This is a genomic window from Peribacillus sp. NPDC096540 (genome assembly GCF_050278525.1).
Taxonomy (GTDB): domain Bacteria; phylum Bacillota; class Bacilli; order Bacillales; family DSM-1321; genus Peribacillus.
The window spans coordinates 252,885-278,584 of the sequence record NZ_JBNNTG010000004.1; the positions used below are offsets into that span (position 1 = coordinate 252,885).

Annotated in this window: 22 protein-coding genes and 3 pseudogenes; 20 read left to right on the forward strand and 5 right to left on the reverse strand. The window is 37.0% G+C overall.

From position 1 onward, the window contains the following. The first annotated feature begins 117 nt into the window (after positions 1 to 117). The gene (locus ACQKMR_RS06595; protein WP_328178458.1) at positions 118 to 1,041 is read left to right on the forward strand and encodes a GTP-binding protein; all 924 of its coding nucleotides are present in this window, start codon (positions 118 to 120) and stop codon (positions 1,039 to 1,041) included. 80 nt (positions 1,042 to 1,121) lie between these two features. Here the strand turns inward: ACQKMR_RS06595 and rpmG are convergent. Then, positions 1,122 to 1,268: pseudogene (gene rpmG, locus ACQKMR_RS06600) on the reverse strand (50S ribosomal protein L33); the annotation flags it as partial. A gap of 311 nt (positions 1,269 to 1,579) precedes the next feature. Between rpmG and ACQKMR_RS06605 the strand changes: the two are divergent. The 4 genes and pseudogenes from ACQKMR_RS06605 to ACQKMR_RS06620 form a co-directional block, all read left to right on the forward strand. Next, positions 1,580 to 1,750, forward strand: a pseudogene (locus ACQKMR_RS06605) (metal ABC transporter solute-binding protein, Zn/Mn family); the annotation flags it as partial. 34 nt (positions 1,751 to 1,784) lie between these two features. Beyond that, on the forward strand, positions 1,785 to 2,015 hold the full coding sequence (locus ACQKMR_RS06610) for a metal ABC transporter solute-binding protein, Zn/Mn family (protein ID WP_427696594.1): 231 nt from the start codon (positions 1,785 to 1,787) through the stop codon (positions 2,013 to 2,015). A 316-nt stretch (positions 2,016 to 2,331) separates the two neighbouring features. Then, on the forward strand, positions 2,332 to 3,324 hold the full coding sequence (locus ACQKMR_RS06615) for a permease (RefSeq protein ID WP_427696565.1): 993 nt from the start codon (positions 2,332 to 2,334) through the stop codon (positions 3,322 to 3,324). Positions 3,325 to 3,337: 13 nt separating this feature from the next. Further along, positions 3,338 to 4,300, forward strand: a complete 963-nt coding sequence (locus ACQKMR_RS06620; protein ID WP_427696566.1) for a TIGR03943 family putative permease subunit — start codon at positions 3,338 to 3,340, stop codon at positions 4,298 to 4,300. 642 nt (positions 4,301 to 4,942) lie between these two features. On the opposite strand, the gene ACQKMR_RS06625 is transcribed toward ACQKMR_RS06620, so the two are convergent. Further along, positions 4,943 to 5,548 (reverse strand): hypothetical protein, encoded by a 606-nt coding sequence (locus ACQKMR_RS06625; protein WP_427696567.1) that lies wholly within the window; start codon positions 5,546 to 5,548, stop codon positions 4,943 to 4,945. A 259-nt stretch (positions 5,549 to 5,807) separates the two neighbouring features. Between ACQKMR_RS06625 and ACQKMR_RS06630 the strand changes: the two genes are divergently transcribed. The 4 genes from ACQKMR_RS06630 to ACQKMR_RS06645 all read left to right on the forward strand — a co-directional run bounded on the left by ACQKMR_RS06630 (position 5,808) and on the right by ACQKMR_RS06645 (position 10,417). Continuing rightward, positions 5,808 to 7,982 (forward strand): DNA topoisomerase III, encoded by a 2,175-nt coding sequence (locus ACQKMR_RS06630; protein ID WP_427696568.1) that lies wholly within the window; start codon positions 5,808 to 5,810, stop codon positions 7,980 to 7,982. Positions 7,983 to 8,084: 102 nt separating this feature from the next. Further along, positions 8,085 to 8,513 carry a transcriptional regulator MntR gene (gene mntR, locus ACQKMR_RS06635; RefSeq protein ID WP_427696569.1) on the forward strand — a complete coding sequence of 143 codons (429 nt, stop codon included), beginning with the start codon at positions 8,085 to 8,087 and terminating at the stop codon, positions 8,511 to 8,513. Between the two features lie 513 nt (positions 8,514 to 9,026). After that, a complete protein-coding gene (locus ACQKMR_RS06640) occupies positions 9,027 to 9,722 on the forward strand; it encodes a class I SAM-dependent methyltransferase (protein WP_427696570.1) in 696 nt (231 codons plus the stop codon). Next, positions 9,722 to 10,417: an AIM24 family protein gene (locus tag ACQKMR_RS06645; protein WP_427696571.1), complete on the forward strand. Its 696-nt coding sequence runs from the start codon at positions 9,722 to 9,724 to the stop codon at positions 10,415 to 10,417. Before ACQKMR_RS06640 ends, ACQKMR_RS06645 begins: the two co-directional genes overlap by 1 nt. Positions 10,418 to 10,598: 181 nt before the next feature. Here the strand turns inward: ACQKMR_RS06645 and metA are convergent, their stop codons facing one another. Next, entirely contained in the window at positions 10,599 to 11,507 is a 909-nt protein-coding gene (gene metA, locus ACQKMR_RS06650; RefSeq protein ID WP_427696572.1) for a homoserine O-acetyltransferase MetA, read from the reverse strand. Positions 11,508 to 11,688: 181 nt separating this feature from the next. Here metA and ACQKMR_RS06655 point away from each other — a divergent pair, with 181 nt between their 5' ends. From ACQKMR_RS06655 to ACQKMR_RS06695, 9 genes are all read left to right on the forward strand, one after another. Continuing rightward, positions 11,689 to 12,228 carry a hypothetical protein gene (locus ACQKMR_RS06655; protein WP_427696573.1) on the forward strand — a complete coding sequence of 180 codons (540 nt, stop codon included), beginning with the start codon at positions 11,689 to 11,691 and terminating at the stop codon, positions 12,226 to 12,228. A gap of 80 nt (positions 12,229 to 12,308) precedes the next feature. Beyond that, the gene (locus tag ACQKMR_RS06660) at positions 12,309 to 12,785 is read left to right on the forward strand and encodes a glutathione peroxidase (RefSeq protein ID WP_427696574.1); all 477 of its coding nucleotides are present in this window, start codon (positions 12,309 to 12,311) and stop codon (positions 12,783 to 12,785) included. A gap of 165 nt (positions 12,786 to 12,950) precedes the next feature. Beyond that, entirely contained in the window at positions 12,951 to 13,796 is an 846-nt protein-coding gene (locus tag ACQKMR_RS06665; protein ID WP_427696575.1) for a DegV family protein, read from the forward strand. 50 nt (positions 13,797 to 13,846) lie between these two features. Beyond that, positions 13,847 to 14,491 carry an HD domain-containing protein gene (locus ACQKMR_RS06670; RefSeq protein ID WP_427696576.1) on the forward strand — a complete coding sequence of 215 codons (645 nt, stop codon included), beginning with the start codon at positions 13,847 to 13,849 and terminating at the stop codon, positions 14,489 to 14,491. Next, positions 14,488 to 16,365, forward strand: a complete 1,878-nt coding sequence (locus ACQKMR_RS06675; protein WP_427696577.1) for an ABC-F family ATP-binding cassette domain-containing protein — start codon at positions 14,488 to 14,490, stop codon at positions 16,363 to 16,365. Before ACQKMR_RS06670 ends, ACQKMR_RS06675 begins: the two co-directional genes overlap by 4 nt. Positions 16,366 to 16,494: 129 nt before the next feature. Continuing rightward, entirely contained in the window at positions 16,495 to 17,631 is a 1,137-nt protein-coding gene (locus ACQKMR_RS06680; protein ID WP_427696578.1) for a conserved virulence factor C family protein, read from the forward strand. A gap of 546 nt (positions 17,632 to 18,177) precedes the next feature. Further along, positions 18,178 to 19,848, forward strand: coding sequence for a dihydroxy-acid dehydratase (ilvD, locus tag ACQKMR_RS06685; RefSeq protein ID WP_427696595.1), 1,671 nt, complete (start codon positions 18,178 to 18,180; stop codon positions 19,846 to 19,848). Between the two features lie 228 nt (positions 19,849 to 20,076). Continuing rightward, positions 20,077 to 20,511, forward strand: a complete 435-nt coding sequence (locus ACQKMR_RS06690) for a BrxA/BrxB family bacilliredoxin (protein ID WP_427696579.1) — start codon at positions 20,077 to 20,079, stop codon at positions 20,509 to 20,511. A gap of 72 nt (positions 20,512 to 20,583) precedes the next feature. Next, positions 20,584 to 21,366, forward strand: a complete 783-nt coding sequence (locus ACQKMR_RS06695) for a class I SAM-dependent methyltransferase (protein WP_427696580.1) — start codon at positions 20,584 to 20,586, stop codon at positions 21,364 to 21,366. Here ACQKMR_RS06695 and ggt read toward each other — a convergent pair. Then, positions 21,363 to 23,054, reverse strand: coding sequence for a gamma-glutamyltransferase (ggt, locus tag ACQKMR_RS06700; protein WP_427696581.1), 1,692 nt, complete (start codon positions 23,052 to 23,054; stop codon positions 21,363 to 21,365). The two genes, ACQKMR_RS06695 and ggt, sit on opposite strands and share 4 nt — an antisense overlap. A gap of 436 nt (positions 23,055 to 23,490) precedes the next feature. Between ggt and ACQKMR_RS06705 the strand changes: the two genes are divergently transcribed. Next, positions 23,491 to 24,108 carry a YpjP family protein gene (locus ACQKMR_RS06705; RefSeq protein WP_427696582.1) on the forward strand — a complete coding sequence of 206 codons (618 nt, stop codon included), beginning with the start codon at positions 23,491 to 23,493 and terminating at the stop codon, positions 24,106 to 24,108. Between the two features lie 202 nt (positions 24,109 to 24,310). After that, on the forward strand, positions 24,311 to 25,081 hold the full coding sequence (locus ACQKMR_RS06710) for a TerC family protein (RefSeq protein WP_427696583.1): 771 nt from the start codon (positions 24,311 to 24,313) through the stop codon (positions 25,079 to 25,081). 100 nt (positions 25,082 to 25,181) lie between these two features. Here the strand turns inward: ACQKMR_RS06710 and ACQKMR_RS06715 are convergent. Further along, positions 25,182 to 25,385, reverse strand: a pseudogene (locus tag ACQKMR_RS06715) (IS5/IS1182 family transposase); the annotation flags it as partial. Positions 25,386 to 25,700 lie beyond the last annotated feature (315 nt).

Below are 25,700 nucleotides of genomic sequence, written 5' to 3' on the forward strand. Positions count from 1 at the left end.
TTTAAAATGAGCAAACATGAAAACCTGGTAAAAAGGAAAACAAAAGATTGCATCAAATAAAGACATATTATTACTAACATAATTTTAAAGTAACATGTTTATTAAGGAGTAGTTAAAATGGCACAAGTAGAGGTAGTTATCATAAGTGGATTTCTCGGAAGTGGAAAAACTACTTTGTTGCAGAATCTATTAATGGATGAAAAAGGTAGCGGAAGAAAAGTGGCAGTTTTAATGAATGAATTGGGCGAGAAATCCGTTGATTCAGACATAATTGGTGACAAGGTTCCTCTACAGGAATTGTTGAATGGATGCATCTGTTGCACGGCTAAAGATGAATTGGAAATCTCTTTATTAACATTATTCCATATGCATCAACCTGATGTAATATACATAGAGGCATCTGGTGTGGCCCATCCTATTGAAATCCTGGATGCTTGTCTGTCTCCTGTCATTGCTGACCGTATATCCATACGCTCAATCATAACAACGGTTGATGCAGACAGATGGTTACAAAGGAGCAGAAATAGTCCTCAACTGAATCGCTTATATGAAGAACAAGTAAAACATGGAGATACCTTGATCATCAATAAAACCATTCGGTTAAGTAAAAAAGAATTACAGCAAATTAAAGCTGATTTAAAATCAATAAATCCAGGTGCAACTCTTCATATAACTAATTTTTCGAACATATCATTATCAGGTATTCCTTATTCCAATCGTAATTCCATTTGTGAATTTGAGAAGTTGAATGTTCATCAACGTTTGCATATCCAATCATTAACATATACCTTTACGAATGAAATTAAAAAAACAGATTTTGAAAATTGGTTAATGAAACTTCCTGATACAATTCACCGAATAAAAGGCTTTGTTCGATTCGAGGAAGAAAAAGGGAAAGTTAATCTATTCCAATATACATACGGGGTACCTTCTTATTATCCACAAGATATTGCTTTTAAAAATCATTTCGTTGTTATTGGAGAAAATTTAGACAGTAGGGAAGTTTACTCTCAATTAAAAGATCTCGAAAATAAATATTAATAAGACGTGAACTTAAAAAACTTCTATATTAAGATATGAGCTGCCATAAAGTAGAATCACCAACTATGTGAAAAATCTGCTCATTTACAATATTGGAAGCCTGTTTTACGTTTTAATGTGGATCTTTTTAGGCGTGGACTATATTTCATCAGTACTAATCCGTCCGGGTTGTTTCTCTTGTTTTTTGACGTAATGAAATTACGGTCTCCTGTTTTAGTACATGTTAATTTTTACTATCCTCCTAATAATCCTTTACATTACTCTAAAATTGTTTTAAGATTTAAAACGTAATAATTCCGATTTAAAAATAGAAACCTTCTATGCTGGAGTGGGGATTGAAGGTTTTGCAGAAAAAGCAGCTGAAAACTTGAAAAAGGAAAACGTAAGTATTTTAAAAGCAGCAGAAGGAATTGAGCTCATAGACTCAACTCATTCTGACGAACATGAACATGAACATGAGGGCGAATAAACATACTCTGACGAACTTGAACACGAAAGCGAGGAAACACATTCTGATGATCACGAAGGCGGGGAAGGGGCAACTGAAGATCATGTGCATGAAGACGATGGCCATGACCACGGAGATTTGGATCCCCATGTATGGTTAGATCCTGTTTTTGCCATTGACCTTGCTAACAATATTAAAAATTCGTTAAGTGATATAATGCCAGAACATGCTTCGAGTTTGAATCTAATTTTCTTCAATTAAAAAGCCATTTAGAAAAACTAAATCAAGATTTTAAATCAACCGTCGACAACTCCAAAACGAATTAGTATCTCATGCAGCATATGGATATTGGGAAAGAGGTTTATCTCCTTCACAGGAGCCTTCTCAGAAAGAATTACAAGAAATCGTTCAGGAATCAACAGAACATGGCGTCCATTATGTGATTTTCGAGCAGAATCTAACTCCAAAAGTTGCAGAGATGATTCAAAATGAAATCGAACGAAGTCTCTTACTCTTCATAATCTAGAAGCGATAACAGAGGAGAATAGAAAACAAGATGATGATTATTTTAGCATCATGAGAAAAAATCTAGAAACCATTCAGATAGCATTAAATGAATAAAATCAAACATAGTATAGAGAAAAAATATTAAACATAGCTAGAATCTAAAACTTTCATAACCCTTCCATCTTTTTGTGGCGGGGCTTTCTTTACTATTAGTCATGTGAATTTAATTGTTAAAGTTTGCTATATATTATTAAGTAAATCTTTCATTCATACTCTACAACTTTCTAATATATTTTATGGAAGAAGCACTACATTATATTTTAAGGGAGGTACCTATGATTCGGATTATTCGGAGTTATATGATAGATATAACCGGTATTATCATAATAGCGCTAGCTCTTTTCCTGTTTTCTTTCAGTTCTAGTATAAAAGATACCTTTGTTATTCCACCGTCATTGTTAAATTTAAATACTATTTTTCTAAGTATTTTAATAGAAGCCCTGCCCTTTGTTTTAATTGGGGTCCTCATCGCTGGAGTGATCCAAATCTTTGTTACTGAGGAACATATTCAAAGGTGGATACCAAAGAATACGGTTATGGCTGTAATCATGAGCTGTATTGTAGGAGCGCTGTTTCCTGCCTGTGAATGTGGAATCGTCCCCATTGTTCGACGTTTAGTTGTAAAAGGAGTACCTATTCATGCTGCGATGGGTTTTATGTTAACAGGCCCTCTTATCAACCCGATTGTTATTGCTTCTACATATATGGCATTTGGAAACGATTTTAAAATTGCTGGATTGCGTATGGGGTTAGGTTTTCTGGTGGCTATAATGGTTGCCTTTGCTGTCAGTTGGATTTTTAAAGGCAATCAATTTAAGCCTTCCATCATTTCAACCCATAATCACAGTAAAAATCAATCACTTTCCAAGCGTTTTTGGTCGATGCTCACACATTCAATTGATGAGTTTTTTGATATGGGGAAATACCTGGTTATGGGAGCTTTTTTAGCTGCTTTTGTACAAACCTATATGCCAGCAAAATCCTTGTTGGAGGCTGGAAACGGTCCGGCTTCTTCTTTATTTGTAATGATGGGATTGGCTTACGTTTTATCTCTATGTTCTGAAGCAGACGCGTTTATAGGAGCTTCCTTTAGCAGCATTTTTCCAGTTTCATCAATCCTTGGCTTCTTAATTTTCGGACCCATGATGGATTTCAAGAACACACTTATGATGCTGAGCGTTTTTCGATTTAAATTTGTTATGGTTTTGCTAGCATTGGTTGTTTCTATGGTGTTTATCACTTTAATGCTGATGCAGAGCTTTTTATAAGGAGGGGAAAATCATGCAAATCCAATTTCAGCAAGCTACTAGAGGTTTAATTTTACTAGCTTTTTCGGCCCTCATATTTAAGCTTCATTTCACCGGTGAAATTACAAAGTTCATTAACCCAAAATATGAAAGTTTAAGCCAAGTAGCTTCTGTAATATTTTTGATTTTGTTTTTTATTCAAATTACAAGGACATGGAAAGTAAAGAAAAGCAGCTATCATCATTGTGATCAGCACGACCATGACTGCGACCATAACCATGATCATGGAGATTCTTCTTTTAACACAAAAAAACTAATTTCGTATTTTATTATTGTGTTTCCATTACTAACTGGGTTTCTGCTTCCAGCCAAAGTACTCGATGCTTCTATTGCCAATAAGAAAGGGGCAATGCTGGCACTGTCAAACCAAAAACAAGCACCTAAAGAAGACAAAAATAAAGAAAACAGTAACCCTCCAGAAGAAATGGAAGAGAGTAACATAAATGGTCAGGCTAATCCCTCTATAGATGACAACCCTGTAGACCCAGCTCTTCTAGAAAACCAGCAGGAAGAAATCTCAGAGGAAGAATATAATCAACTGATACAACAGTTAGAACAAAACCAAAATATTGAGATGAATGACTATGTTTATGCAGCCTATTATGAAGAAATGAGTAAAGATATTAATAAGTTTAAAGGAAGAAAAATCGAATTAAAGGGCTTTGTTTATAAAGAAGATGGATTTGCTCAAAATCAGCTGGTGATTTCAAGATTTTTAATTACTCACTGTGTCGCAGATGCAAGTATTATTGGATTTCTTTCAGAGTTCCCAGAGGCTTCTTCCCTAGACAAGGATACATGGATCAAAGCAAATGGTGTAATAGAAATTACGACGTATAACGGGAAGAAGCTTCCTGTAATCAAAATTACTGATTGGGAAAAAATCAGTGAACCTAATGAGCCTTATCTCTATCCGATTAGTGTAAAAATATTATAAAACATTTGCAAAAAGAAGCTGATTTCATCAGCTTCTTTTAATTTTAATTAACTTTTATAGTTTATGCAACTTGTTCGTCAAATTGAAAGAAAACGACAATGTTCATTTAGGCTCTTAACTATACTACCATGATGGGAAAACATTTAAGAATCATGAAGGGGAACTTTAACATCTTATCTTTATCGAAAAGTGACATATAGGATATGGTAAATTTGAAGAATTTTCACAATAATTCATAAGTAGTAACCGAATAATTTTTTTAGTTAATTTACAATGTATTGTGGTTAAATAACCACTTTTCTTTTCTTTTTGTCTTTATATTCATTTTTGGTATACCCTTATAAAACAGTTTAGAGATCAAGGCTAATGGTTTATTTGCTGTTGCTCACTCTATGGAATTGATTATCGAAATAAAAAAGTTAAGTTACGTGAGTTAACAATTAAAAACGTAGTTTCAATGTTAGAGTCTAATAAATTTAATTTCAAATAAAAACTGGGGGTAAACCTTTTATAGGGTTTGCTCTCCTTTTTGTGAGCTGATTAACCTTACGGGTAACCCCATAACGGGCATTTGTTTGGACTGACTTCAGGCTGGCATATCGTTCATTCATGGTAATTCCATATAAACCAACCTTTTATCAGTTAATTTTTAAATGAGGTAATTAAATCTGCTGCCAAAAGATTAGAGCCACTTACTCCTTTCAAATATTTTAAACTTCCTTCACTTGACCAATCAATGTTTTGAATATTGGTTAAACTCTTAGAAATTTCAGTATTGTTCAATTGATTAGATGAAAAATTATAGTTCTCTGAAATAATTTGATTTCCAGCGATGGATAGAGCATTTAAACAAACTATATGAGTTAGTCTATATTTTTTATAGTCGCTCCATTGGTTAGGCAATATATTTTTTATTTCATTAAAGTAATAGAGTGAAATATATAAAATTTTTTCTTTGGGTAATTCAGCTAAATCTGACTTTCTCGTCAATAATTTTAAAAAATTATGGATGTTTTGTAGTGTGATATGCTTTTCTTTATTTCTCTTACCAATAAGAGTCCCGATGCTGTAAAAAGGGCTATCAGGATTAATAATAAGTTGGGTCGCAATCCAACTAAGATTATCGTTGTTTCTCTTCAAATATCTGCTTAATGAAGATCCAATTCCTTTAGCTTTTGTATTAATAATATCAAAAAATTTAATTTCTTCATCTAAACAGTGTAAAGCTAGGAAGGGCATATTTAACATCGCACTTGTTCTTTTGTATATACTCCGATTCCCCCTAATCTATGCTAACCATCCATTAGCGAAGCTTTTTTTTTGCATATTAATCTGCCTATATTTGGCCGAGACTTATGAAAATCCCATTCTCCACTGGCGTTAAGTAATTATTCTATCCCGTTATAGGAGCAGTTCTGTAAAAACTAACTCAAATCTAGCCGATATATATATTTAAGGTATAATAATAAAGAAAGTTATTTTTTAAAACGGATTAGGTGACGAAAATATGAAGCTAATCATTGCGGAGAAACCAGATCAGGGTTCAACGTTAGCAGCTCAATTTAAAACGAAGAAACAGCAAGGCTATATAGAAATTTTGCCGAATGAACTATTTCCGAATGGTGCTTATGTAACATGGGCAGTTGGGCATTTATGTCAACTAGTTTCACCGGAAACGTATCATTCAAAATGGAAAAAATGGTCGATTGATACATTGCCGATGATTCCTGAGAAATTCCAATATGAAGTGACTCGACAAAAGGCAAAGCAATTCAATGTTGTGAAAACTTTGCTTAGGAAGTCGGATGTTGATGAAATCATTCATGCTGGCGATGCCGGTCGTGAAGGAGAATTGATTGTACGCAATATCGTCAATCTATGCAGCGTCAAAAAACCGATGAAACGTTTATGGATTTCCTCTTTGACTCCCAAAGCCATTTATGAAGGATTCCAAAATCTGATTAGCGAAGAAAAAACAAGGCCACTTTATTATGAAGCATATACGAGAGCTTGTGCAGACTGGGTTGTTGGTATGAATGCTTCTAGAGCTTATAGCATTTTATTGAAACAAAGAGGGGTGTCGGATGTATTTTCAGCCGGCAGGGTTCAGACGCCTACCCTCGCTTTGATAGTAAAAAGGGAAATGGAAATTGAACAGTTCAAATCTGAACCGTTTTGGGAAGTATTTGCTGACTTCAAGATGGATGGAAATAAATATCAAGGAAAGTGGCAGCAGAACAACGATCCGAGGATTAAAACAAAAGAACTGGCTGAAAAAATAGCCGCCTTTTGTAAAGGTAAAGAAGCTGAAATTGCAGAAATGGATACAGAAAGAAAAGAATTTCAGCCACCTTTATTATTTAATCTATCTTCATTACAGGCGACCGTGAATAAGATTTATAAATATTCACCGAAAAAGACGCTGGATATTGTTCAAAGTTTATATCAAAAAGGGATTGTTTCTTACCCGCGTTCTGACTCCAATTATGTTACCGAGGGGGAAGCTGAGACATTTCCCGATATTTTGCAAAAATTAAGCAGGTTTTCAGAGTATGAATCCCTGTTTCCGTTGCCTCAATCAAGCATCATAAATAATAAACGGTTTGTAAATGAAAAAAAAGTAACTGATCACTATGCAATTATCCCAACTGAGCAGGTCACAGACCCAAAGCGCCTTTCCGCTGAAGAACGCAATATCTATGACTTGGTGGTACGCCGCCTGATTGCGGCTCATTATGAGAAGGCAATTTTCGATTATACAACAATTAAAACGCTTGTAGATAAGCGGGCTGAGTTCATTTCTAAGGGCAAGCAGCAAATCCAAGAGGGATGGCGCAAGGTAATTTTCCAAAATGATAAGGATGATGACGATATCATTTTGCCGCCCGTCAAAAAAGGGGATTCTGGACAGGTAGCTAGTGTAAAAGTGAAAGAGGGAAAAACCCAGCCTCCTAAGCGCTATACAGAAGGTCAGTTGATTACATTGATGAAAACTGCCGGAAAACATCTGGATAATGAAGAGTTAGAAAAGGTTTTGATGAAAACAGAAGGACTTGGCACTGAAGCTACTCGTGCTGGCATTATAACTATGCTGAAAGACCGTAAATATATTGATGTTAAAAAAAATCAGGTGTATGCGACAGATAAAGGGAAAGTACTGATTACTGCCATCGGAGAAAAAATCCTGGCTTCACCTGAAATGACGGCTAAATGGGAACAGCGCTTAAGGGAAATCGGGGAAGGAAAGGCTTCCGCTGGTGAATTTATGGAAGCTGTTAAAAAGATGTCGGCTAAAATTATCAGTGATGCCGTGGAATCATCGGAAAACTGGGATTTTCAAGGGCTGGATACTGAATCAATTCAACGGAGCGGTTCTAAAAAAAGAAATACTGCATCTGTAGGCAGTTGCAAGTTATGCGGTTCTAAGATTGTCGATAAAGGTGATTTTTATGGATGTGTGAGTTATCAGAAAACCAAGTGTAACTTCACTATCTCCAAAAAAATCCTGAATAAAAAGATTAGTCAAGCAAATATAAAAAAGCTGTTGGCAAGCGGCGAAACGGATTTAATAAGTGGCTTTAAAAAAGGAGAAAAGACCTTTGACGCAATTTTATCTTGGTCCGATTCTGACAAGAAGATTAGTTTTACATTTCCAACAGAACAAGCCGTCAAGCAAACTTAATAATAAACTTCTTTAAAAGACGTCCTGAGACGATAACTTCTTGTTTCGGGGTCGTTTATATAGTAAAATTTTTAGATATGCGTTTGAATGGGAGGATTCCGAATGCCTACACCGAGCATGGAGGATTACATAGAACAAATTTATTTACTTATTGAAGAAAAAGGATATGCTAGGGTTTCCGATATTGCAGAAAATCTTTCAGTACATCCCTCTTCAGTTACAAAAATGGTTCAAAAACTAGATCATGAAAAATATTTAATATATGAAAAGTACCGTGGTCTCGTTTTGACTGCAAATGGGAAAAAAGTGGGTAAAAGGCTTGTATACCGACATGAACTATTAGAACAGATGCTAAGATTGATTGGTGTCAAGGAAGAAAATATCTATCATGATGTTGAGGGTATCGAACATCACCTTAGTTGGAATGCTATCGATCGGATTGGAGATCTTGTTGAATTCTTTGAGGAATCTCCTAGCCGTGTCGAGGATTTAAGAAATATACAAAAAAGAAACGAAGAAAACTCAAAATAAGCTGCCATTGGCAGTTTTCAGACTGTAGACAAACTCGATGAAAATCGAGTTTGCCTACAGTTTTTTTATGGCTTGTACAATTTGAACGTTGATTGGAACGTAGGGCACTCGCTTTCCGCGGGCGGTCCGGGAGCCTCCTCGGCTTGCGCCTGCGGGGTCTCCCCTAGACGCGCTTTTCCCGCAGGAGTCTCGCACCTTCCGCTCCAATCAACTTTGTTATAAAATTTAGATAGAACCTCTTTTACATACAGTCTTTTTTGTTTTAAAAGGGAATAGACAATCTAATAAGTTATAAAACAAATGGCGTTCAAGAAGTGGATAATAGGAGAGGTTAAAAAAGGGATTTTTAGAGTAAGAACAGAATAGCTATAAATAAGCCTCAGAAGTCATAGTTAGAGACGGGCTTGATGTAAACAAAAAGTTAACAGAAACGAGGTTAGTATATCCTTGTTAGTTCTTTAACAATTCTATGTGCTCATGTGAAACAAAGATTTAGAATGGGGGGAATGCCGGATGGATTTACATACTTGGCATAAAGAATCGGAAAAGAAATGGGATGACTTTGCTTCTAAGTGGGTAGAGAATTCGCAAGAAATGTGGGAAACGGGAAGTCGAAAAAATATAATCCCGTTTTTTTCTCAATATGTGCCTAGGGGAAGTAAGGTAGCTGATATAGGCTGTGGAGATGGAGTTGGATCTCTTAAACTTGCTGAAGCGGGTTATGAAGTAATTGGAATTGATCTTTCTAACGTCATGATTGAATTTGCAATGGAAAAGACCGTACATCAGCCTGAACTTTCATTTATTCAAGGTGATTTTTATAGTCTCCCATTTAAGGACGAAGAAATGGATGCGGCATTGGTAATTAATTCTCTTGAATACACAGGTGAACCATTAACGGTTGTGAAGGAAATTCACCGTATAATAAAGCCTGGCGGCTATGCCTGTTTTGGAATACTTGGTCCGACTGCGGAACCACGTAAAAAGTTTAGTTTCCAACGTTTATTAGGCGACAAAGTGATCATGAACACAATGCAGCCATGGGAGTTTGAGAAAATAGCAGTGGAAAGCGGATGGAATGCAGTCGCTGATACCGGCGTCGCCAAGAGAGGGGTAGACTTTACAAAACTAGGTCACTTTTCAAAGGATTTAAAGCAAGCCGTATCTTTTATGTGGTTGTTTCTCCTTCAAAAAGAGGGTAATCAGTGATGGAAAAGTATCAAATCAATCAATTCGTCGAAAAAACGAAACAGCAGGATAAGGGGCAAGGTTTGTTTGAACTTGAAACGGAAAGAATTTTGGAAATAAATCTTGAACAACAAATCTGGGCGAAAATGGGGACAATGATTTCTTATCGGGGCAATATTAAATTCGAAAGAGAAGGAATATTAGAACACGGATTTGGCAAACTCTTTAAAAAGGCCTTTACAGGTGAGGGTGCATCTTTGATGAAAGCGACCGGAAGTGGAAAGTTGTATGTGGCAGATCAAGGGAAGAAGATTTCCATCTTACATTTGAATGGGGAATCAATTAGTGTAAACGGTAACGATTTACTCGCCTTTGAGCCGAGCATAAAATGGGATATTAAAATGATGCGGCGTATTGCCGGCTTGCTTGCGGGTGGATTGTTCAATGTCAGACTTGAAGGGAAAGGGATGGTCGCATTCACCTCACATTATGAGCCTCTCACATTAATGGTAGATAGGGAGAACCCAGTCTATACGGATCCAAATGCAACTGTCGCTTGGTCTGGAGACCTACAACCTGAGTTTGTAACCGATGTGTCATTAAAGTCGTTTTTTGGAAGAGGAAGTGGGGAATCGGTTCAGATGAAATTTGAAGGACAGGGATTTGTCGTAGTCCAACCTTTTGAAGAGGTGTATTTTGGTAATAAAGAGTCTTGATAAAAAAACACCATAAAGCAAATACAAAAATTTTTAAAGCTAGAATTCCAGAAAAACTTAAACATGAAAAAACCTGAGTCAAGAACTCAGGTTTTTTCATCCATACTAGATTCAGCAGGTTTCCCCGAAAAAAAGTACTTCAATTAATGAGAGAGTTTCTTTTTTTCTTTCCCTTTCCCTTTCAATCCCACTCATAAGGGGTCAATTGGTAGACATAATAATTCAGCCAGTTGGAGAACATGAGGCTACAGTGACTTTTCCAGCGGTGAAGCGGTACCTTAGTTGGATCGTTGTCAGGATAGTAGTTTTCAGGAAGCTGCGTATCAATTCCGCGTTCCCTATCACGTTTATACTCTTCACCGAGTGTTTCGGCATCATACTCGAAATGACCTGTAACCATTATTCTTTTTCCATCAACAGAGGCGGCCATTAATACTCCGGCTTGATCGGACTGAGCTAAAATCTTCAATTCTGGATGATTAACTAATTTTTGATAATCAATGTCAGTATGGCGCGAATGAGGCGCCATAAAATTATCATCGAAACCACGGACTAGATTTTCATTTGGTTCGAGTACTTCATGCATATAAATGCCAAAGCATTTCTCAGGTAGTTCGTATTTGCCTATTCCATAATGATGGTAAAACGCTGCTTGTGCTCCCCAACAGATATGTAGTGTAGATGTGACGTTTTCGGCTGACCAGTTCATAATATCTTGTAATTCTTCCCAATAATTAACATCTTTGAATTCCAATCTTTCAACTGGAGCTCCTGTGATAATCAAGCCATCATATTTTTTAGAACGGACTTCATCAAATGATTTATAAAATTGATCTAAATGAAATTTACTTGTGTTTTTCGATTCATGTGTGCTTAAGCGTAGAAATGATATGTTTACCTGAATAGGAGTATTGCCAAGAAAGCGTAGCAGCTGAGCCTCTGTTTTTACTTTCTCAGGCATAAGGTTTAAAATCAATATATTTAATGGGCGAATTTCCTGCCTAGTTGCCCTTTCCTCATCCATTACAAAGATATTTTCCTGTTCTAAAATTTCCTTAGCTGGCAGTTTTCCAGGTATTCTGATTGGCATAATTAGCCTCCTTCTTCAAAAATCATAATATTTTAATTATATAGAAAATTTCCGAATAGAAAAGCTATTTTAATAATTTCTTGTAAATCCTCTAACGAATTCTCGAGAATGGTAAAATGGGGAGGAGACATATACATAGTTCTTTTTGAAAAACTTAAGAGGTTGGAGAGGTGTATGGAGATTGTTTGATCCCACAGCATTTGAGAATATGAAGGTAGTTTTAGAAGGGGCAGTTTATGATCGTGACTTTGTTGGAGATATATTGGTCATTAGCCGTGATGATATTGTTAATCTCTCAACAATGTCAAGAACATATAAGATTGAAATGGAATTGAAGGAACCTATCGCACCTATTTCTGTTGTTGGTGGCATTGAGTTACATGCTTCACTCGAGAATTTAAGTTCGGAGTTACTCGAATTCAATAGTAATGATACATATGCTGGATGTACGGTTGATATATTCATTTCATTTCAAGAAAAACTTGGGGCAGGAGAAGTAGAAGATATCTTTATCGAGCTGGAGAAAATTTGGGGGAAGCAAAGAATCATTACTGTGACGACGACCGAAACGATCAGTAAAAAAGAGCAGCCAGTAAATTTTTCTACGTTTAAAGTTTCATTTGGAAGGCTTGTAAAAGAAGAGCAAATGGAAGATTTAGAAGATATGGTAGAGTATTTGATCCAATCTCTAAAAGTAGCCAAGGGGACAGAGGGAAATTAAAAATAAAGTATATTAAAGTTGGAAAAGTGATCTTTAAATACGGTAAAATGACAGCATCATACTTTAGGGAGAGATCATACATGTCCATTTATGAATTTGAAGTGAAAAAAATCAATGGCGAGTCCATTTCGCTTGAGGAATACAAAGGGAAAGTAATGATTATTGTAAATACCGCAAGCAAATGCGGTTTTTCGCCACAGTATGATGATTTGCAAAGCTTATATGTACAATATAAAGAAGATGGTTTAGTCATCCTTGGTTTTCCATGTAATCAGTTTCTGAATCAGGAGCCAGGCGATGAACTGGAAATCGATTCTTACTGTAAACTGAATCATGGCGTAACATTCCCGATGTTTGCAAAAGTGAATGTTAATGGGAAGGATGCACATCCATTATTCAGGTATATTTCTGAAAATGCGCCTGGAGTGATGGGTTCAAAATCGATAAAATGGAATTTTACCAAATTCCTGATAGACCGCGAAGGAAATATTGTCAGTCGATATGCTCCTCGTATAAAACCGTTGGAAATAGAAGATGATTTAAAAAAATTATTATAAAGAATGAAAATGAGTTCATCGGATGAAGTTTTTCCGGTGAGCTCTTTTTATGTAATGTTACATGGAGTTTGAAAAATACCACAAATACATTCGTTTTCTAAAGGGGAAAGATGAGGAGAAAGTTGAATATAATAAAGAACAACTATTTTACTCAGGAGGTAAACTATGGAACGAATTGCATGGGTAACGGACAGTACAGGATTATTAGACGAAGAATTATCACTAAATGAACATGTATATGTAGTTCCGATGATTGTCATCATTGATGGCAAGGAATATGAAGATGGTGTCGACCTTTTATCTGAGGAATTATATCGCAGGATGAATGAAGAAAAGTTAAACCCGACTACTTCACAGCCGTCTGTGGGTAGATTTTATGAGTTATATAAGATGCTTGAAATACGCTATGATAGAATCATATCAGTTCATCTTTCCAGTAAATTGAGCGGTACTGTTTCCGCTAGTCAGCAGGCCGCACAGATGGTTATGATACCTGTAGATGTTTTTGATTCTTTACTTATTTCTTTTCCGATGCTCTTGGTACTGAAACGGCTCATGCATTATATTGAAAATGGTTACTCAATTGATGAGGCCTTCGTTAAAACAAGAAAATATGCAGATAGCCATGAAACCTATGTGTTAATAGGTTCTTTGGATCAGCTGCACCGCAGTGGCAGGTTAACAAATGCCCAATATTTTCTCGGAAGTCTATTAAGTTTTAAACCCATCATTTCAATTGAAGATGGGTTGCTTCATACTAAATCGAAACCTCGAAACATAAAAAAAGCGGAAAAACAAATTTTCAGCGATTTTCGAAATTCAGTTGAAACAGGAAAAGTGAAAGAATGCACTATATTATACGGGGCGATGTCGGAGCAGACCGAGAAGTGGAAAGCAATGATTTCTGAAGAATTTCCTAATGTAAAGACGCATGTATCTCCACTCGGCAGTGCGATAGGGGTGCATACCGGTGAACAAACGATTGGAATCAGTTGGTTCAATGAAGATTAAGGCACATTAACAAGAACCATGGTAAAATAGAATGGACTTGGAGTGGTGAGATGAAACAAACTATGATTGAGCTTACGGAAAAGTATGTATATAACCAATTGAACTCTGATGCCAGTGGTCATGATTGGTTCCATATCGATCGTGTTCGAAAACTGGCTTTACATATTGCAAGAGAAGAAAAAAAGGGAAATGAATTTATCATTGAATTGGCGGCTCTCCTTCATGATATTCCAGATGATAAATTAAATCAGAATGCCGATGCAGGTTGGAGAAAGCTGGATGACTGGTTTAGGGAAATTAACTTAGATGTAGATACTGTTAAGGATATTAAACAGATTATCGACACAATTTCTTATAGTTCTGGACACGAACAACTTCCTTCTATTGAGGCTGAAATTGTTCAGGATGCGGACCGCTTGGATGCGATTGGTGCCATTGGGATTGCCAGGACATTTGCATTTGGTGGAAAAAAGGGTCAACCAATGTATGACCCGTCACTTATTGTACGTGAAAAGATGACAAAACAGGAATATCGGACGGGTAAAAGCTCTTCCGTTCATCACTTCTATGAAAAATTATTACGGTTACAAGATATGCTTAACACCAGTACAGCTAAGAAGATTGCAAGTGATAGGCATGAATATATGGTTAGCTTTTTAGAGGAATTTTATAAGGAATGGGATGTACGATTATGAAAGTTTTTAGCATGGAACATGTAATGAAAACCCAAGGGGAAAAGCTATTATTTAAAGATGTTTCTTTTTCCATTACCGAAGGCGAAAAGATTGGGATCGTTGGTATAAACGGAACTGGAAAATCCACACTTTTGAATATTATTTCAGGCTTAGAAGATAGTGATTTGGGAACGAAGGATCATCCGAATGATTACACGATTTCTTATTTATCTCAAGATCCTTATTTTGATGAAAAATTAACGATTATGGAGTATATGTATGAAAGTTCAACTCCAGTATTTTCGTTAATTAAGGAATATGAAAAAACACTCATTCAGCTTCAATTAGATCCACAGAATAGTACAATTCAAGACCGTTTGTTAAAGCAACAGCAGGAAATGGATGCCCTTAGTGCTTGGGATACAAGTGCGAACGCACGAACGATATTGACAAAGCTCGGTCTTCCAGATCATTCAAGGAAATTGGGTGAACTGTCAGGTGGCCAAAAAAAACGTGCCTCACTGGCAAAGACTTTGATTGAAACTCCTGATTTGCTCATTTTGGATGAACCTACGAATCATCTTGATTTTGAAAGCATTACCTGGCTCGAAGAATATTTAGCTAAATATCAGAAGTCCGTTTTATTTGTAACCCATGATCGTTATTTTCTTGATCGCGTTTCCAATAAAATTTGGGAAATCGCACAGTCAAAGCTTTTCGAATATAAAGGAAACTATGCTGACTATTTAGAATCAAGAGCTATTCGGGAAGAAAACGAATCAACGGAACGAACGAAAAAGGAAAGTCTATTTAAAAAAGAATTGGCCTGGATTCGTAAAGGTGCAAAGGCACGAACCACTAAACAAAAGGCTCGGATTCAACGTTTTGAAACATTGGAAACGGGTGTGAAAGATAAGCAAAAAACTGAAAGCCTTGAAATGGAATTAAGTGGTGCCCGCCTTGGAAAAAAAGTCCTGGAGATGCAAGATATCTCTAAATCTTTTGGTGAACAGTCTATCTTCAAACATTTTTCCTTCCTATTCAAGCCAGGTGACCGCATTGGAATCGTAGGTAATAATGGGAGCGGAAAATCTACATTATTGAACATTTTGGCTGGGCGAGAACCGATAGATGAAGGAAATCTTGAAATAGGACAAACGGTGAAAATTGGTTATTATACGCAAGAAAGCGTTGATATGGATGAGAATCTTCGCATGATAGAATATATCCGGGAAACAGCTGATTCAATCGCTCTTAAAGATGGCAGTGTTATTTCTGCTGCACAGATGCTTGAGAGATTTTTATTCCCAATGGGTTCTCATGGGACCCCAATACGCAAGCTGTCCGGAGGAGAAAAAAGACGTTTGTATTTGCTTAACATCTTAATGGGAGCACCTAATGTCCTGCTATTGGATGAACCGACGAATGACTTGGACACGCAAACTTTGACAGTTCTCGAGGACTATTTAGAAACGTTTTCAGGTGTAGTTATTACCGTATCACATGATCGTTATTTTCTTGATAAAACCTGTCATCAGCTCCTAGTCTTCAAAAATAAAGGTGAAATTGATTTTTATTATGGCAGCTATTCAGAGTTCTTAGAGGAAAAAACAGAAGAGACCGTTCTTGAAAAAAAGCCTGAGCCTCAGCTAAACCGCACAGAAAAGAAAAAGAAAAAACTAACCTATGCGGAAAGTAAGGAATGGGAAGAAATCGAAGGTAATATGGAACAGGTCGAGCAGCGTCTGAAAGAGATCACGACAGAAATGTCAGCAGCGGGGAGCGATTTTGAAAAAGTTCGTCTGCTTCTTGAAGAAGAAAAAGAACTAACCGATAAATTAGAATATATGATGGAAAGATGGACATATTTAGCGGAAAAATTAGAAGAGGAATAAGTGTGAGACTGGTCCAGGGGAATTGTGCTTGGTCCAGTCTTTTTTTGTCTATCTCAATTGCATGAGAATCTGTGGTCGTTGTGATAAAATCTAGTACATGGGTACGTCTTGTAAAAGGAGAGAAAAGTATTGAAAATAAAATCAATAGAACCTACACCAAGTCCAAATACAATGAAAATTAATCTAACAGAAGAGCTCTTAGCGGGTAAAAGTAATAATTATAAAAAAAATCAAGCCGATCAAGCACCTCAGCTTATTAAAGATTTATTTACGATTGAAGGTGTAAAAGGCGTATATCATGTTGCCGACTTTTTAGCCGTCGAGCGTAACGCGAAATATGATTGGAAAGATATCTTGGTCCAAATTCGTCAAGTATTTGGTGAGAAAACTGAAGAACAAGATCAACAAACGGTAATAAATGAACATTATGGTGAAGTATCAGTTGCTATTCAACAATTCAAAGGAATTCCGATGCAAATAAAGGCAAGTGATAGCCATCATGAAAAACGCTTTGCTTTACCAGAATATTTTATTAAAGGTATTGCTGCTGCTCAAAAAGAAGATGATAATGTAGTCTTGCTCCGAAAATGGAAGGATTATGGTATCCGTTATGGGGATATGGATGATATCGTGAAAGAAGTAGCGGATGAGCTGGTTGCCGCTTATCCGGAAGAACGAATTAACCAGCTAGTAGCTGCTACTCAAAAAAACGTTGATAAAAAAGAAGCATTCGTGAAACGTCCCAAAATAAAACTAACCGCAGATATGTTGAATGATGAAAATTGGGAAAAGCGTTATCAAGCGTTAGAACAAATGGAAGATCCAACGGTTGAAGAGATTCCAGTATTGGATATAGCCTTGTCTGATAGTAAAGTCTCTATACGTCGACTTGCTGTTGTTTACTTAGGTATGATCGAAGATACAAAAGTACTTCCGAGCTTGTACAAAGCATTGAAAGATTCAAGTGTGGCAGTAAGACGAACAGCGGGTGACTGTTTATCAGATCTAGGTTTTGAAGAAGCAATGGGAGAAATGTCGCAATCCTTATCAGATAAAAATAAACTAGTAAGGTGGAGGGCTGCGATGTTCTTATATGAAGTGGGAAATGAAACAGTCCTACCCTATTTAAAACAAGCTGAACAGGACCCAGAGTTCGAAGTGGCTCTACAGGTTAAAATGGCTATTGACCGAATAGAAAACGGAGAAGAAGCAAAGGGCTCAGTTTGGAAGCAAATGACAGAATCAAGGCAAACAAATGACAAGTGACTTTTGATTAAAAATCGTTTTATCAACAAATCATACAAATTGTATGTTTCTATTTTGTAGGCAAAAGGCATCCGGATGGACTTAATCCCGGATGCCTTTTGTTATTTTTATGCTCTAAAAATGTCGCCCTTTAGGGCAAATATTACTCCTCTAAAGGGTAACTGGATTCATAGCTTCTGCTGAAATGATTTTTAAATGCCTTAGGGACAGCCAGTGATACCATACTAACTTTGGACATGGATAATTTCAGTGAAAATTATGCTTGTCGATTGAGTGAGTACAATTTTACTGACCAATCAGGTGTCTAGGATTTGTGAACAGTCTAAACCATGTGAAATAGTATGTTTTCTGCATGAAACCATTGCTTATAAGAGAGAAATATCTTTTCTATTATTTTAGTAAAACTTTTTTATGGATATTTAAGAGTTGAATAGTTGCATTTGTATGTAAATATGTTAGAATTTTTAGAGTATACAAAAAAATTTAATTATATAAAATTATTAGATAAGTGAAAATTGGGGGTTACAACTAATGTCTACATCAAATATGAGAAGTGACATGATTACAAAAGGAGTCGACCGTGCTCCACACAGAAGTCTTTTGCGTGCAGCAGGTGTTAAAGAAGAAGATTTCGGAAAACCATTTATCGCGGTTTGTAATTCATACATTGATATTGTTCCTGGTCATGTTCACCTTCAGGAATTCGGTAAAATAGTGAAGGAAGCGATTCGTGAAGCGGGCGGTGTTCCTTTTGAATTTAATACAATTGGGGTAGACGATGGAATTGCCATGGGCCATATTGGTATGCGCTATTCTTTACCAAGCCGTGAGATTATTGCTGATTCTGTAGAAACGGTTGTATCTGCACATTGGTTCGACGGTATGGTTTGCATTCCAAACTGTGACAAGATTACCCCGGGGATGATGATGGCAGCTCTTCGTGTTAATATTCCTACAATATTTGTAAGTGGCGGGCCTATGAAGGCAGGTAAAGACAAAAACGGCAAATCTCTTTCTTTAACATCTGTTTTTGAAGGGGTAGGAGCATACCAAGCAGGTAATATAAATGAAGAAGATTTGCAAGAAATCGAGCAAGTTGCATGTCCGACATGCGGTTCTTGTTCAGGAATGTTTACAGCAAATTCCATGAACTGTTTGGCCGAAGGTTTAGGTCTTGCGCTTCCAGGTAATGGTACGATTTTGGCTGTAGCCGAAGAACGTAAGGATTTCGTTAAAAAATCTGCCAAACAATTGATGGAAATTATCAAACAAGATATTAAACCTCGTGATATCGTAACGATTGATGCAATTGATAACGCATTTGCTTTGGATATGGCGATGGGTGGTTCGACTAACACAGTACTTCATACACTTGCATTGGCACATGAAGCAGGTTTTGAATATCCTATGGAACGCATCAATGAAATAGCAAACCGCGTACCACATCTTGCGAAGATTGCCCCAGCATCTGATTATCATATTGAAGATGTACACAATGCTGGTGGTGTGAGCGCAATTATTCATGAGTTACTTAAAAAACCAGGTGCCTTTAACGGTGATTGTCTTTCTGTTTCAGGTAAAACGCTACGCGAAAATGTTGAGGGTTGTGAAATATTGGACAAGGATGTTATTCATCCGTTGGATAACCCGCATTCTGAACGTGGCGGCCTTGCTGTATTGTTTGGTAACCTTGCTCCTCAAGGTTCAATTATTAAAGTGGGTGCTGTTGATGAATCTGTTGGTGGCTACCACAGAGGGCCAGCGATCTGCTTCGATTCTCAAGAAGATGCACTTTCTGGAATTATTACCGGCAAAGTAAAAGAAGGTAATGTTGTTGTCATCCGCTACGAAGGTCCAAAAGGGGGTCCGGGCATGCCGGAAATGCTGGCTCCTACTTCCCAAATCGTTGGCCGAGGTCTTGGTGCTAAAGTGGGATTAATTACAGATGGACGTTTTTCAGGTGCATCTCGAGGCATCAGTATTGGTCATATCTCCCCAGAAGCAGCTGAAGGTGGTCCAATCGCATTTGTAGAAGATGGTGATATCATCGAGTTAGATTTGAATAATCGCAAAATCGAATTAGAAATTTCCGATGAAGAATTTGAAAAACGCAAAGCCAACTGGAAAGGTTTCGAGTCAAAAGTTAAAACAGGCTATTTAGCCCGTTACTCTAAACTTGTAACGAATGCTAGTTCAGGCGGCGTAATGAAAGTTTAATTTAGATTTTATGAAATAAAAACACGGTAGAAGAATGAATCAATTCTTTTACCGTGTTTCTTTGTGAAGACTATTTTTATATTGTTTAATATAAGTTAGTTGACCATTATGTGTGCAAACACGGTTATAAAAACTTTAACAAAAGTTGTAAGCGTCATTTTTGCATATGGACTTAAGATTATAGTATGATTATACTAATTGTAGAATTGTAACCAAGGGGGTTTTTTTATGTCTATGGCATATGATGAATATATGAAACAAATGGTGAAGCCAATGCGTGCTGAATTAGTTCAAGCAGGTTTTGATGAGTTGGAAACCGCTGAAGCTGTTGAAAACTTTATGGAATCAGTAGAGGGTACGACATTGGTTGTAGTGAATTCAGTCTGTGGCTGTGCTGCCGGGTTAGCTCGTCCAGCTGCTACTCAAGCTGTTCTTCAAGCGGAGGATAAACCAAAGCATCTTGTAACCGTATTTGCTGGTCAAGATAAAGAAGCAACAGCCAAAATGCGTGAGTATTTTGATGGAATTGAACCTTCTTCGCCATCCATGGCTCTTTTAAAAGGAAAAGAAGTCATACATTTCATTCCACGTCATGAAATTGAAGGCCAGCCGATGGAAGCTATTATGGATAACTTGCTAGCAGCATTTAGTCAAGTAAAATAAGTGATAAAGTAGAATGTCCTGGAAACAGGGCATTCTTTTTCAAATTTTTTAAAGTTTAAAGGGGTAGGACGGATGTTTATTACAACAGCAGGAAGAGCCGATAATGAGTCAATAATGATGGCCAAAAAGTTAGCAGGAAAATTACATATTCCTTTTATTGCCCGAAGAAAACGCTCGGTTAGGGCCATTCAATCAGAAAATGGTGAAGAAGATTGCCTTGTTTTTGGAAAAAAGAGAATGGAGCTATATCGGTTTGAAGAAAAAGAGCCATTCTTTTTTCATCCGAACCTTGCCATGATCAGAATAAAAAGAATATTACAAGGAGAAAGTGATCCTTTTCTTGTTGCTGGAGATATAAAGGAAGGAAGTACTGTACTTGATTGTACAATGGGCTTGGGCTCAGATGCGATTGTCTCAAGTTTTGCTACTGGAGAAAATGGACAGGTTAGTGCGTTGGAAGAAAATCAATATCTAGCCTTACTCGTAGACCATGGTTTGAAAACATGGGAGAATGCAGATGAAAAGATGATTCAAGCGATGAGAAGAATTAATGTCATTCATACTGATCATTATGAGTTATTGAAAACATTACCGGATAATCATTTCGATGTCGTATATTTCGATCCAATGTTTGAGGAAACGATACAAGAATCAAATGGGATTAGGGGATTGGCTCATTTTGCGGAAGGTCACAACTTAACAATGGAAATAATGAAAGAAGCCAAGCGGGTTGCGCGAAAGAGAGTCGTGTTGAAAGACCATTTTCGCAGCTCCCGCTTTGAGGAATTTGGATTTGAAGTATTAAAGAGAAAAACATCCAAATTTCATTTTGGCTACATTTCTGTATGTGATTAAGATTTGTAATCTGACTCATTTAGGCCTATCGCACAGCCCTCACGGCTTGAATCTGCAGCACCATAGCTTGAGCCGTCAGTAGGGTTGATTTGAATTGCCTGGACATTCCCTATAGATTGGGGGACTTCATTAAAGACAAAGCCCATTCCTTCTAAATGACCTTTGCTATTCATATCAATACCTGGTTCCCATTCAATATGAGGGCCCATAGGAGTGAAAATTCTAGGCTCTTCAATGGCCGATTTTAAGTCCATTTTTAAATCAAGCACATTGATAATCGTTTGAACGACTGAACTGATGATGGTAGGTCCTCCTGGAGAACCCAGCGTCAAAATAGGCTCACCGTCTTTAAAGATGATGGTTGGGCTTTTACAGCTGACAGGACGTTTATTTGGTTGTACTTCATTCATACCGCCGGGAATGGAATCAAAATCCGTCAGTTCGTTATTCAGCATGAAGCCATAGTCGGAAACCATGATACCAGAACCAAATGGATGTTCGACAGTAGATGTACATGCTGTGATGTTTCCCCATCTGTCACGGACTGTAAAGTGTGTCGTTTCACTGCGTTCTTCGTCATTTGGTTGTGGGATGACATCTCGTTGTTTCACAGAATCATATATCCAAGGGTTTCCGAAGTCATTTGCATTATTTCTTGCTTTAAAATTAATGAATGAGCGTCGTTTAGCTATATATTCATCATGCAATAGACCATTTAATGGTAATGCGGCATATTCGGGATCAGCAAGAAAAGCCTTTTTGTCGGTAAATGCTAGACGCATTGCTTCGGCAATTAAGTAATATTTTTCCCATGAATGGACGTTATATTGTTCTAAGTGGAAGCTCTCCAATATTTTTAGAATTTGAATGACCGTGAATCCTCCAGCACTTGGGGCCATCGATGAAGCAATTTGGTAATCCTTATAAGTACCGAGCATTGGTTCATCAATGGTTGCTTTATAGTCCTGTAAATCAGAAAGTTCCATAAAACCTCCAAGTTCCTGAATACAGGAAATGATTCCTTCACCAATTTCACCTTCATAAAAAGCGGATATTCCTTCACGCTGTAATATTCGATAGGTATTAGCCAATTTTTCTTTTATTAGGAGGTCACCAGTTTGGTATGGTTTACCGTTTGGAATGAAGAATTTACGGGCTTCCTCACCTAACCGATACTCGAAATTTTCAAGGGCATCACAAAATACCCAATTTACAGGAACTCCTTTTTCAGCGAATTCAATAGAGGGCTCAATAAGGTCTGCCAATGTCATACTTCCGTATTCGGCGAGAGCTTCGTCCATAGCCTTAAGTATCCCTGGAATACCAACTGCTGTAGCTTTAATCGAACGTTCTTTAAATGGGATGACTTCCCCTTTTTCATCAAGAAACATGTTGGGATGCGCGGCTTTAGGTGCTCTTACATGCCCGTCGAATATTTTAGTTTCCTTATTCTTTTCGTTATATACCATAAGAAAACCACTGCCGCCGATACCAGTCATCATAGGTTCTACAATATTCAGGGCAAATTGGATGGCTACCGCCGCATCGACTGCATTTCCTCCTTCACGTAATATTTTTTCTCCAATTGAAGTCGCTACTGGGTGAGCGGTTACGACCATTCCGGCCTTCCCTGTGGATGTTTCCCTTTTGTAATTATTATCTCTAGTGTTTCCATTGTTGTTATCCAAAGTAATTCCTCCAGTATTCAGTCCTTTTATCTGCCAAGTCGTACGCCTTTTTTAAAAGAAAACCTTGTCATTACTGATGAATGACAAGGAGATTTTTCGTAGGTATTTATTTATTCTTAATCAGCAAATGATAAATATACGAAAAATGCTAATATTGCAAGGCATAAAGCCACCATGGCAGTTGTAGTCAAAGCCATATAAGACCCCTCCTTAAAAAGACTTGAATCTAATTAAGTTCTCCAAATATCGTAAAAATCTTTCATTTACAAATAGAATAGTGGATATTTGGTAAAAAAAGTTTGGGTTCATGAAGATTATATAGGTATTTATCCTTTTTAAAGATTTTTGAAACCTGGGTAACTATATATTCGTAATTACTAAAAAATAAAAGTATACTAAATATAAAGATAATTATAAGAAGAAGGGGGTGTGTGATTTGAAAGCGACGGTTTGGTTCAGGAAAAGTCTGGTCATTTTAGTATCCGTTTTGACGTTTGGGCTTGTCACCCCTACAGATCTAGCGTGGCTGGCTGAAGCCGATTCGTTAAAGGATACTAAAAAAGGGTTAGTAGAAGAAGAACATTTAGCCTATCTTTCTTCTCAAAAACCTACTGAAATAGAAGAGGCATTTAATCGGGAAGAGTTCTTATCAGGCATTTTGGATAAAGCTGAGGAAAACGCATTTATGAAATTTGGTGAGAAAATCAATCCTAAAATTGGTGATGAATTCAAAATGGCAATATTACCAAAAATGGAAGACGCTATTACAGAAATAACTGCACAATTTCCTGATGAAAAATTACAGCAATTAACGATTACTGAGCAGCCAAGTGCGGGTAGAGCGGAGAAAATTTTTCATATATATGATTCAATCAGCGGTAAGGATATCATACGGTTCCATGTCAGGCAGGAGAATCCTCCATTAGAAGGATATTGGTTTGATTTTCATTATCATACCTATCATGATTCATATGCAACCCATTATGATATAGGAAAAATATATTGGGATAAAAATACACCCCCAGAGTGGACAAGTAAACAAAGACTCTCTTAGTAGCTTGGTTCCATTGATTTTAAACACATGTGAGAGTATGATAATTTTTATATAAGGATTAAATGATACGTTGTTATGCAACGTATTTATTTTGTGTTAAACAAAGTACAAGATTAGATTTATTAAAGCTATTTAAGTAAGATGATCTTTTTCAATTTTGGTTCTCTACTTTTATAGTTAAAGTAGCAGAGGAGTCTTTATCATGTCAGAGTTGTTAAATAACGTCATTGATACATATGCTCAATTTTTTGACTGGAATATGTGGGGTGAGGTTTTAACCGACCCGGTTAGCTGGGGATTGATTGGAACGCTCGTATTAATGGAAGGATTACTGTCAGCGGATAACGCTTTGGTTTTGGCGGTAATGGTCAGGCACCTGCCGGAAAGACAACGGAGAAAAGCTCTTTTTTATGGTTTGTTAGGCGCTTACGCTTTCAGGTTTATAGCAATTGGAATAGGTGTTTTCCTCATTAAACTTTGGTGGGTGAAGGTCATTGGAGCAGCCTACCTTGGTTGGCTCTCGTTCAAATACTTTAGAGATAAAAGAAAAAAACAAGCTGGAAACGATGAAGATATTCAGGGAATGAGTAAAAACAGCTTGCTGATCCGTATGTTTGGAACCTTATGGGGAACGGTTGCTGCTGTAGAATTGATGGATATTGCATTTTCCGTCGATAGCGTATTGGCCGCCTTTGGGGTAAGTGAAAAAGTCTGGGTCCTTTTAACCGGTGGGATGATTGGTGTCTTGATGATGCGAGGCGTGGCTGGGTTATTTTTAAAGCTGATTGACAAGATTCCAGAATTAGAAACTGCCGCATATGTTTTAATAGGGTTCATTGCTATAAAAATGCTTATTGCTGTTGTAGGGATCGAAATTCCGCCTACTATCTTTTTTGCCTTTATTTTGATGATTTTCGGCACTACGATTATATTGCATTTTAAGAAAGAAAAAAGGGTTAAAGAACACGTTTAATCACTCAATATTAAAAGCTGACATCAAAAATGATGTCAGCTCAGTTTGTAGGCAAAAAGGTTTCGGAATGGTCTCATTCCGAAACCTTTTTGATTTTTTATTGAATGAATGTCAGTTTAACTAAAATAACTGGATCAATACTTGGGCGTCCTACCTCTGAATACATATCTTTCACCAAGTCATAAATGAAAGAGAAATCAATGGCTGCCTCCATTTTACGAACCAAATGGTTCGATGGCACCAATTGATCTAAAGTAATTATTTCAAGTTGATCTTGCTGAATAGAATCATGTTTAGCAAGCATCCTTATCACCTAAAGTTTTACTACTTCTATTATTAAAACAAAAAGGACTGTAGGCAAAAGGAGTTCTATCTAATGTTAAAACAAAGTTGATTGGAACGGAAGGTACGAGACTCCTGCGGGAAAAGCGCGTCCAAGGGAGACCCCGTAGGCGCAATGGCGCCGATGAGGCTCCCGGAACGCCCGCGGAAAGCGAGTGCCCTACGTTCCAATCAACGTTCATATTGTACAAGCCATAAAAAAACTGTAGGCAAACTTGAACTGCCCCGTAAATGTTAGACACCAAACTAACATTTACGGGGTGTTTTTTTATGGCTA

Excerpts from the sequence above, each read along its gene's own strand:
- ACQKMR_RS06595 (WP_328178458.1), top strand. The coding sequence starts at position 118 with ATGGCACAAGTAGAGGTAGTTATCATAAGTGGATTTCTCGGAAGTGGA.
- ACQKMR_RS06615 (WP_427696565.1), top strand. The coding sequence starts at position 2,332 with ATGATTCGGATTATTCGGAGTTATATGATAGATATAACCGGTATTATC.
- ACQKMR_RS06620 (WP_427696566.1), top strand. The coding sequence starts at position 3,338 with ATGCAAATCCAATTTCAGCAAGCTACTAGAGGTTTAATTTTACTAGCT.
- ACQKMR_RS06625 (WP_427696567.1), bottom strand. The coding sequence starts at position 5,548 with ATGTTAAATATGCCCTTCCTAGCTTTACACTGTTTAGATGAAGAAATT.
- ACQKMR_RS06630 (WP_427696568.1), top strand. The coding sequence starts at position 5,808 with ATGAAGCTAATCATTGCGGAGAAACCAGATCAGGGTTCAACGTTAGCA.
- mntR (WP_427696569.1), top strand. The coding sequence starts at position 8,085 with ATGCCTACACCGAGCATGGAGGATTACATAGAACAAATTTATTTACTT.
- ACQKMR_RS06640 (WP_427696570.1), top strand. The coding sequence starts at position 9,027 with ATGGATTTACATACTTGGCATAAAGAATCGGAAAAGAAATGGGATGAC.
- ACQKMR_RS06645 (WP_427696571.1), top strand. The coding sequence starts at position 9,722 with ATGGAAAAGTATCAAATCAATCAATTCGTCGAAAAAACGAAACAGCAG.
- metA (WP_427696572.1), bottom strand. The coding sequence starts at position 11,507 with ATGCCAATCAGAATACCTGGAAAACTGCCAGCTAAGGAAATTTTAGAA.
- ACQKMR_RS06660 (WP_427696574.1), top strand. The coding sequence starts at position 12,309 with ATGTCCATTTATGAATTTGAAGTGAAAAAAATCAATGGCGAGTCCATT.
- ACQKMR_RS06665 (WP_427696575.1), top strand. The coding sequence starts at position 12,951 with ATGGAACGAATTGCATGGGTAACGGACAGTACAGGATTATTAGACGAA.
- ACQKMR_RS06670 (WP_427696576.1), top strand. The coding sequence starts at position 13,847 with ATGAAACAAACTATGATTGAGCTTACGGAAAAGTATGTATATAACCAA.
- ACQKMR_RS06675 (WP_427696577.1), top strand. The coding sequence starts at position 14,488 with ATGAAAGTTTTTAGCATGGAACATGTAATGAAAACCCAAGGGGAAAAG.
- ilvD (WP_427696595.1), top strand. The coding sequence starts at position 18,178 with ATGAGAAGTGACATGATTACAAAAGGAGTCGACCGTGCTCCACACAGA.
- ACQKMR_RS06690 (WP_427696579.1), top strand. The coding sequence starts at position 20,077 with ATGTCTATGGCATATGATGAATATATGAAACAAATGGTGAAGCCAATG.
- ACQKMR_RS06695 (WP_427696580.1), top strand. The coding sequence starts at position 20,584 with ATGTTTATTACAACAGCAGGAAGAGCCGATAATGAGTCAATAATGATG.
- ACQKMR_RS06710 (WP_427696583.1), top strand. The coding sequence starts at position 24,311 with ATGTCAGAGTTGTTAAATAACGTCATTGATACATATGCTCAATTTTTT.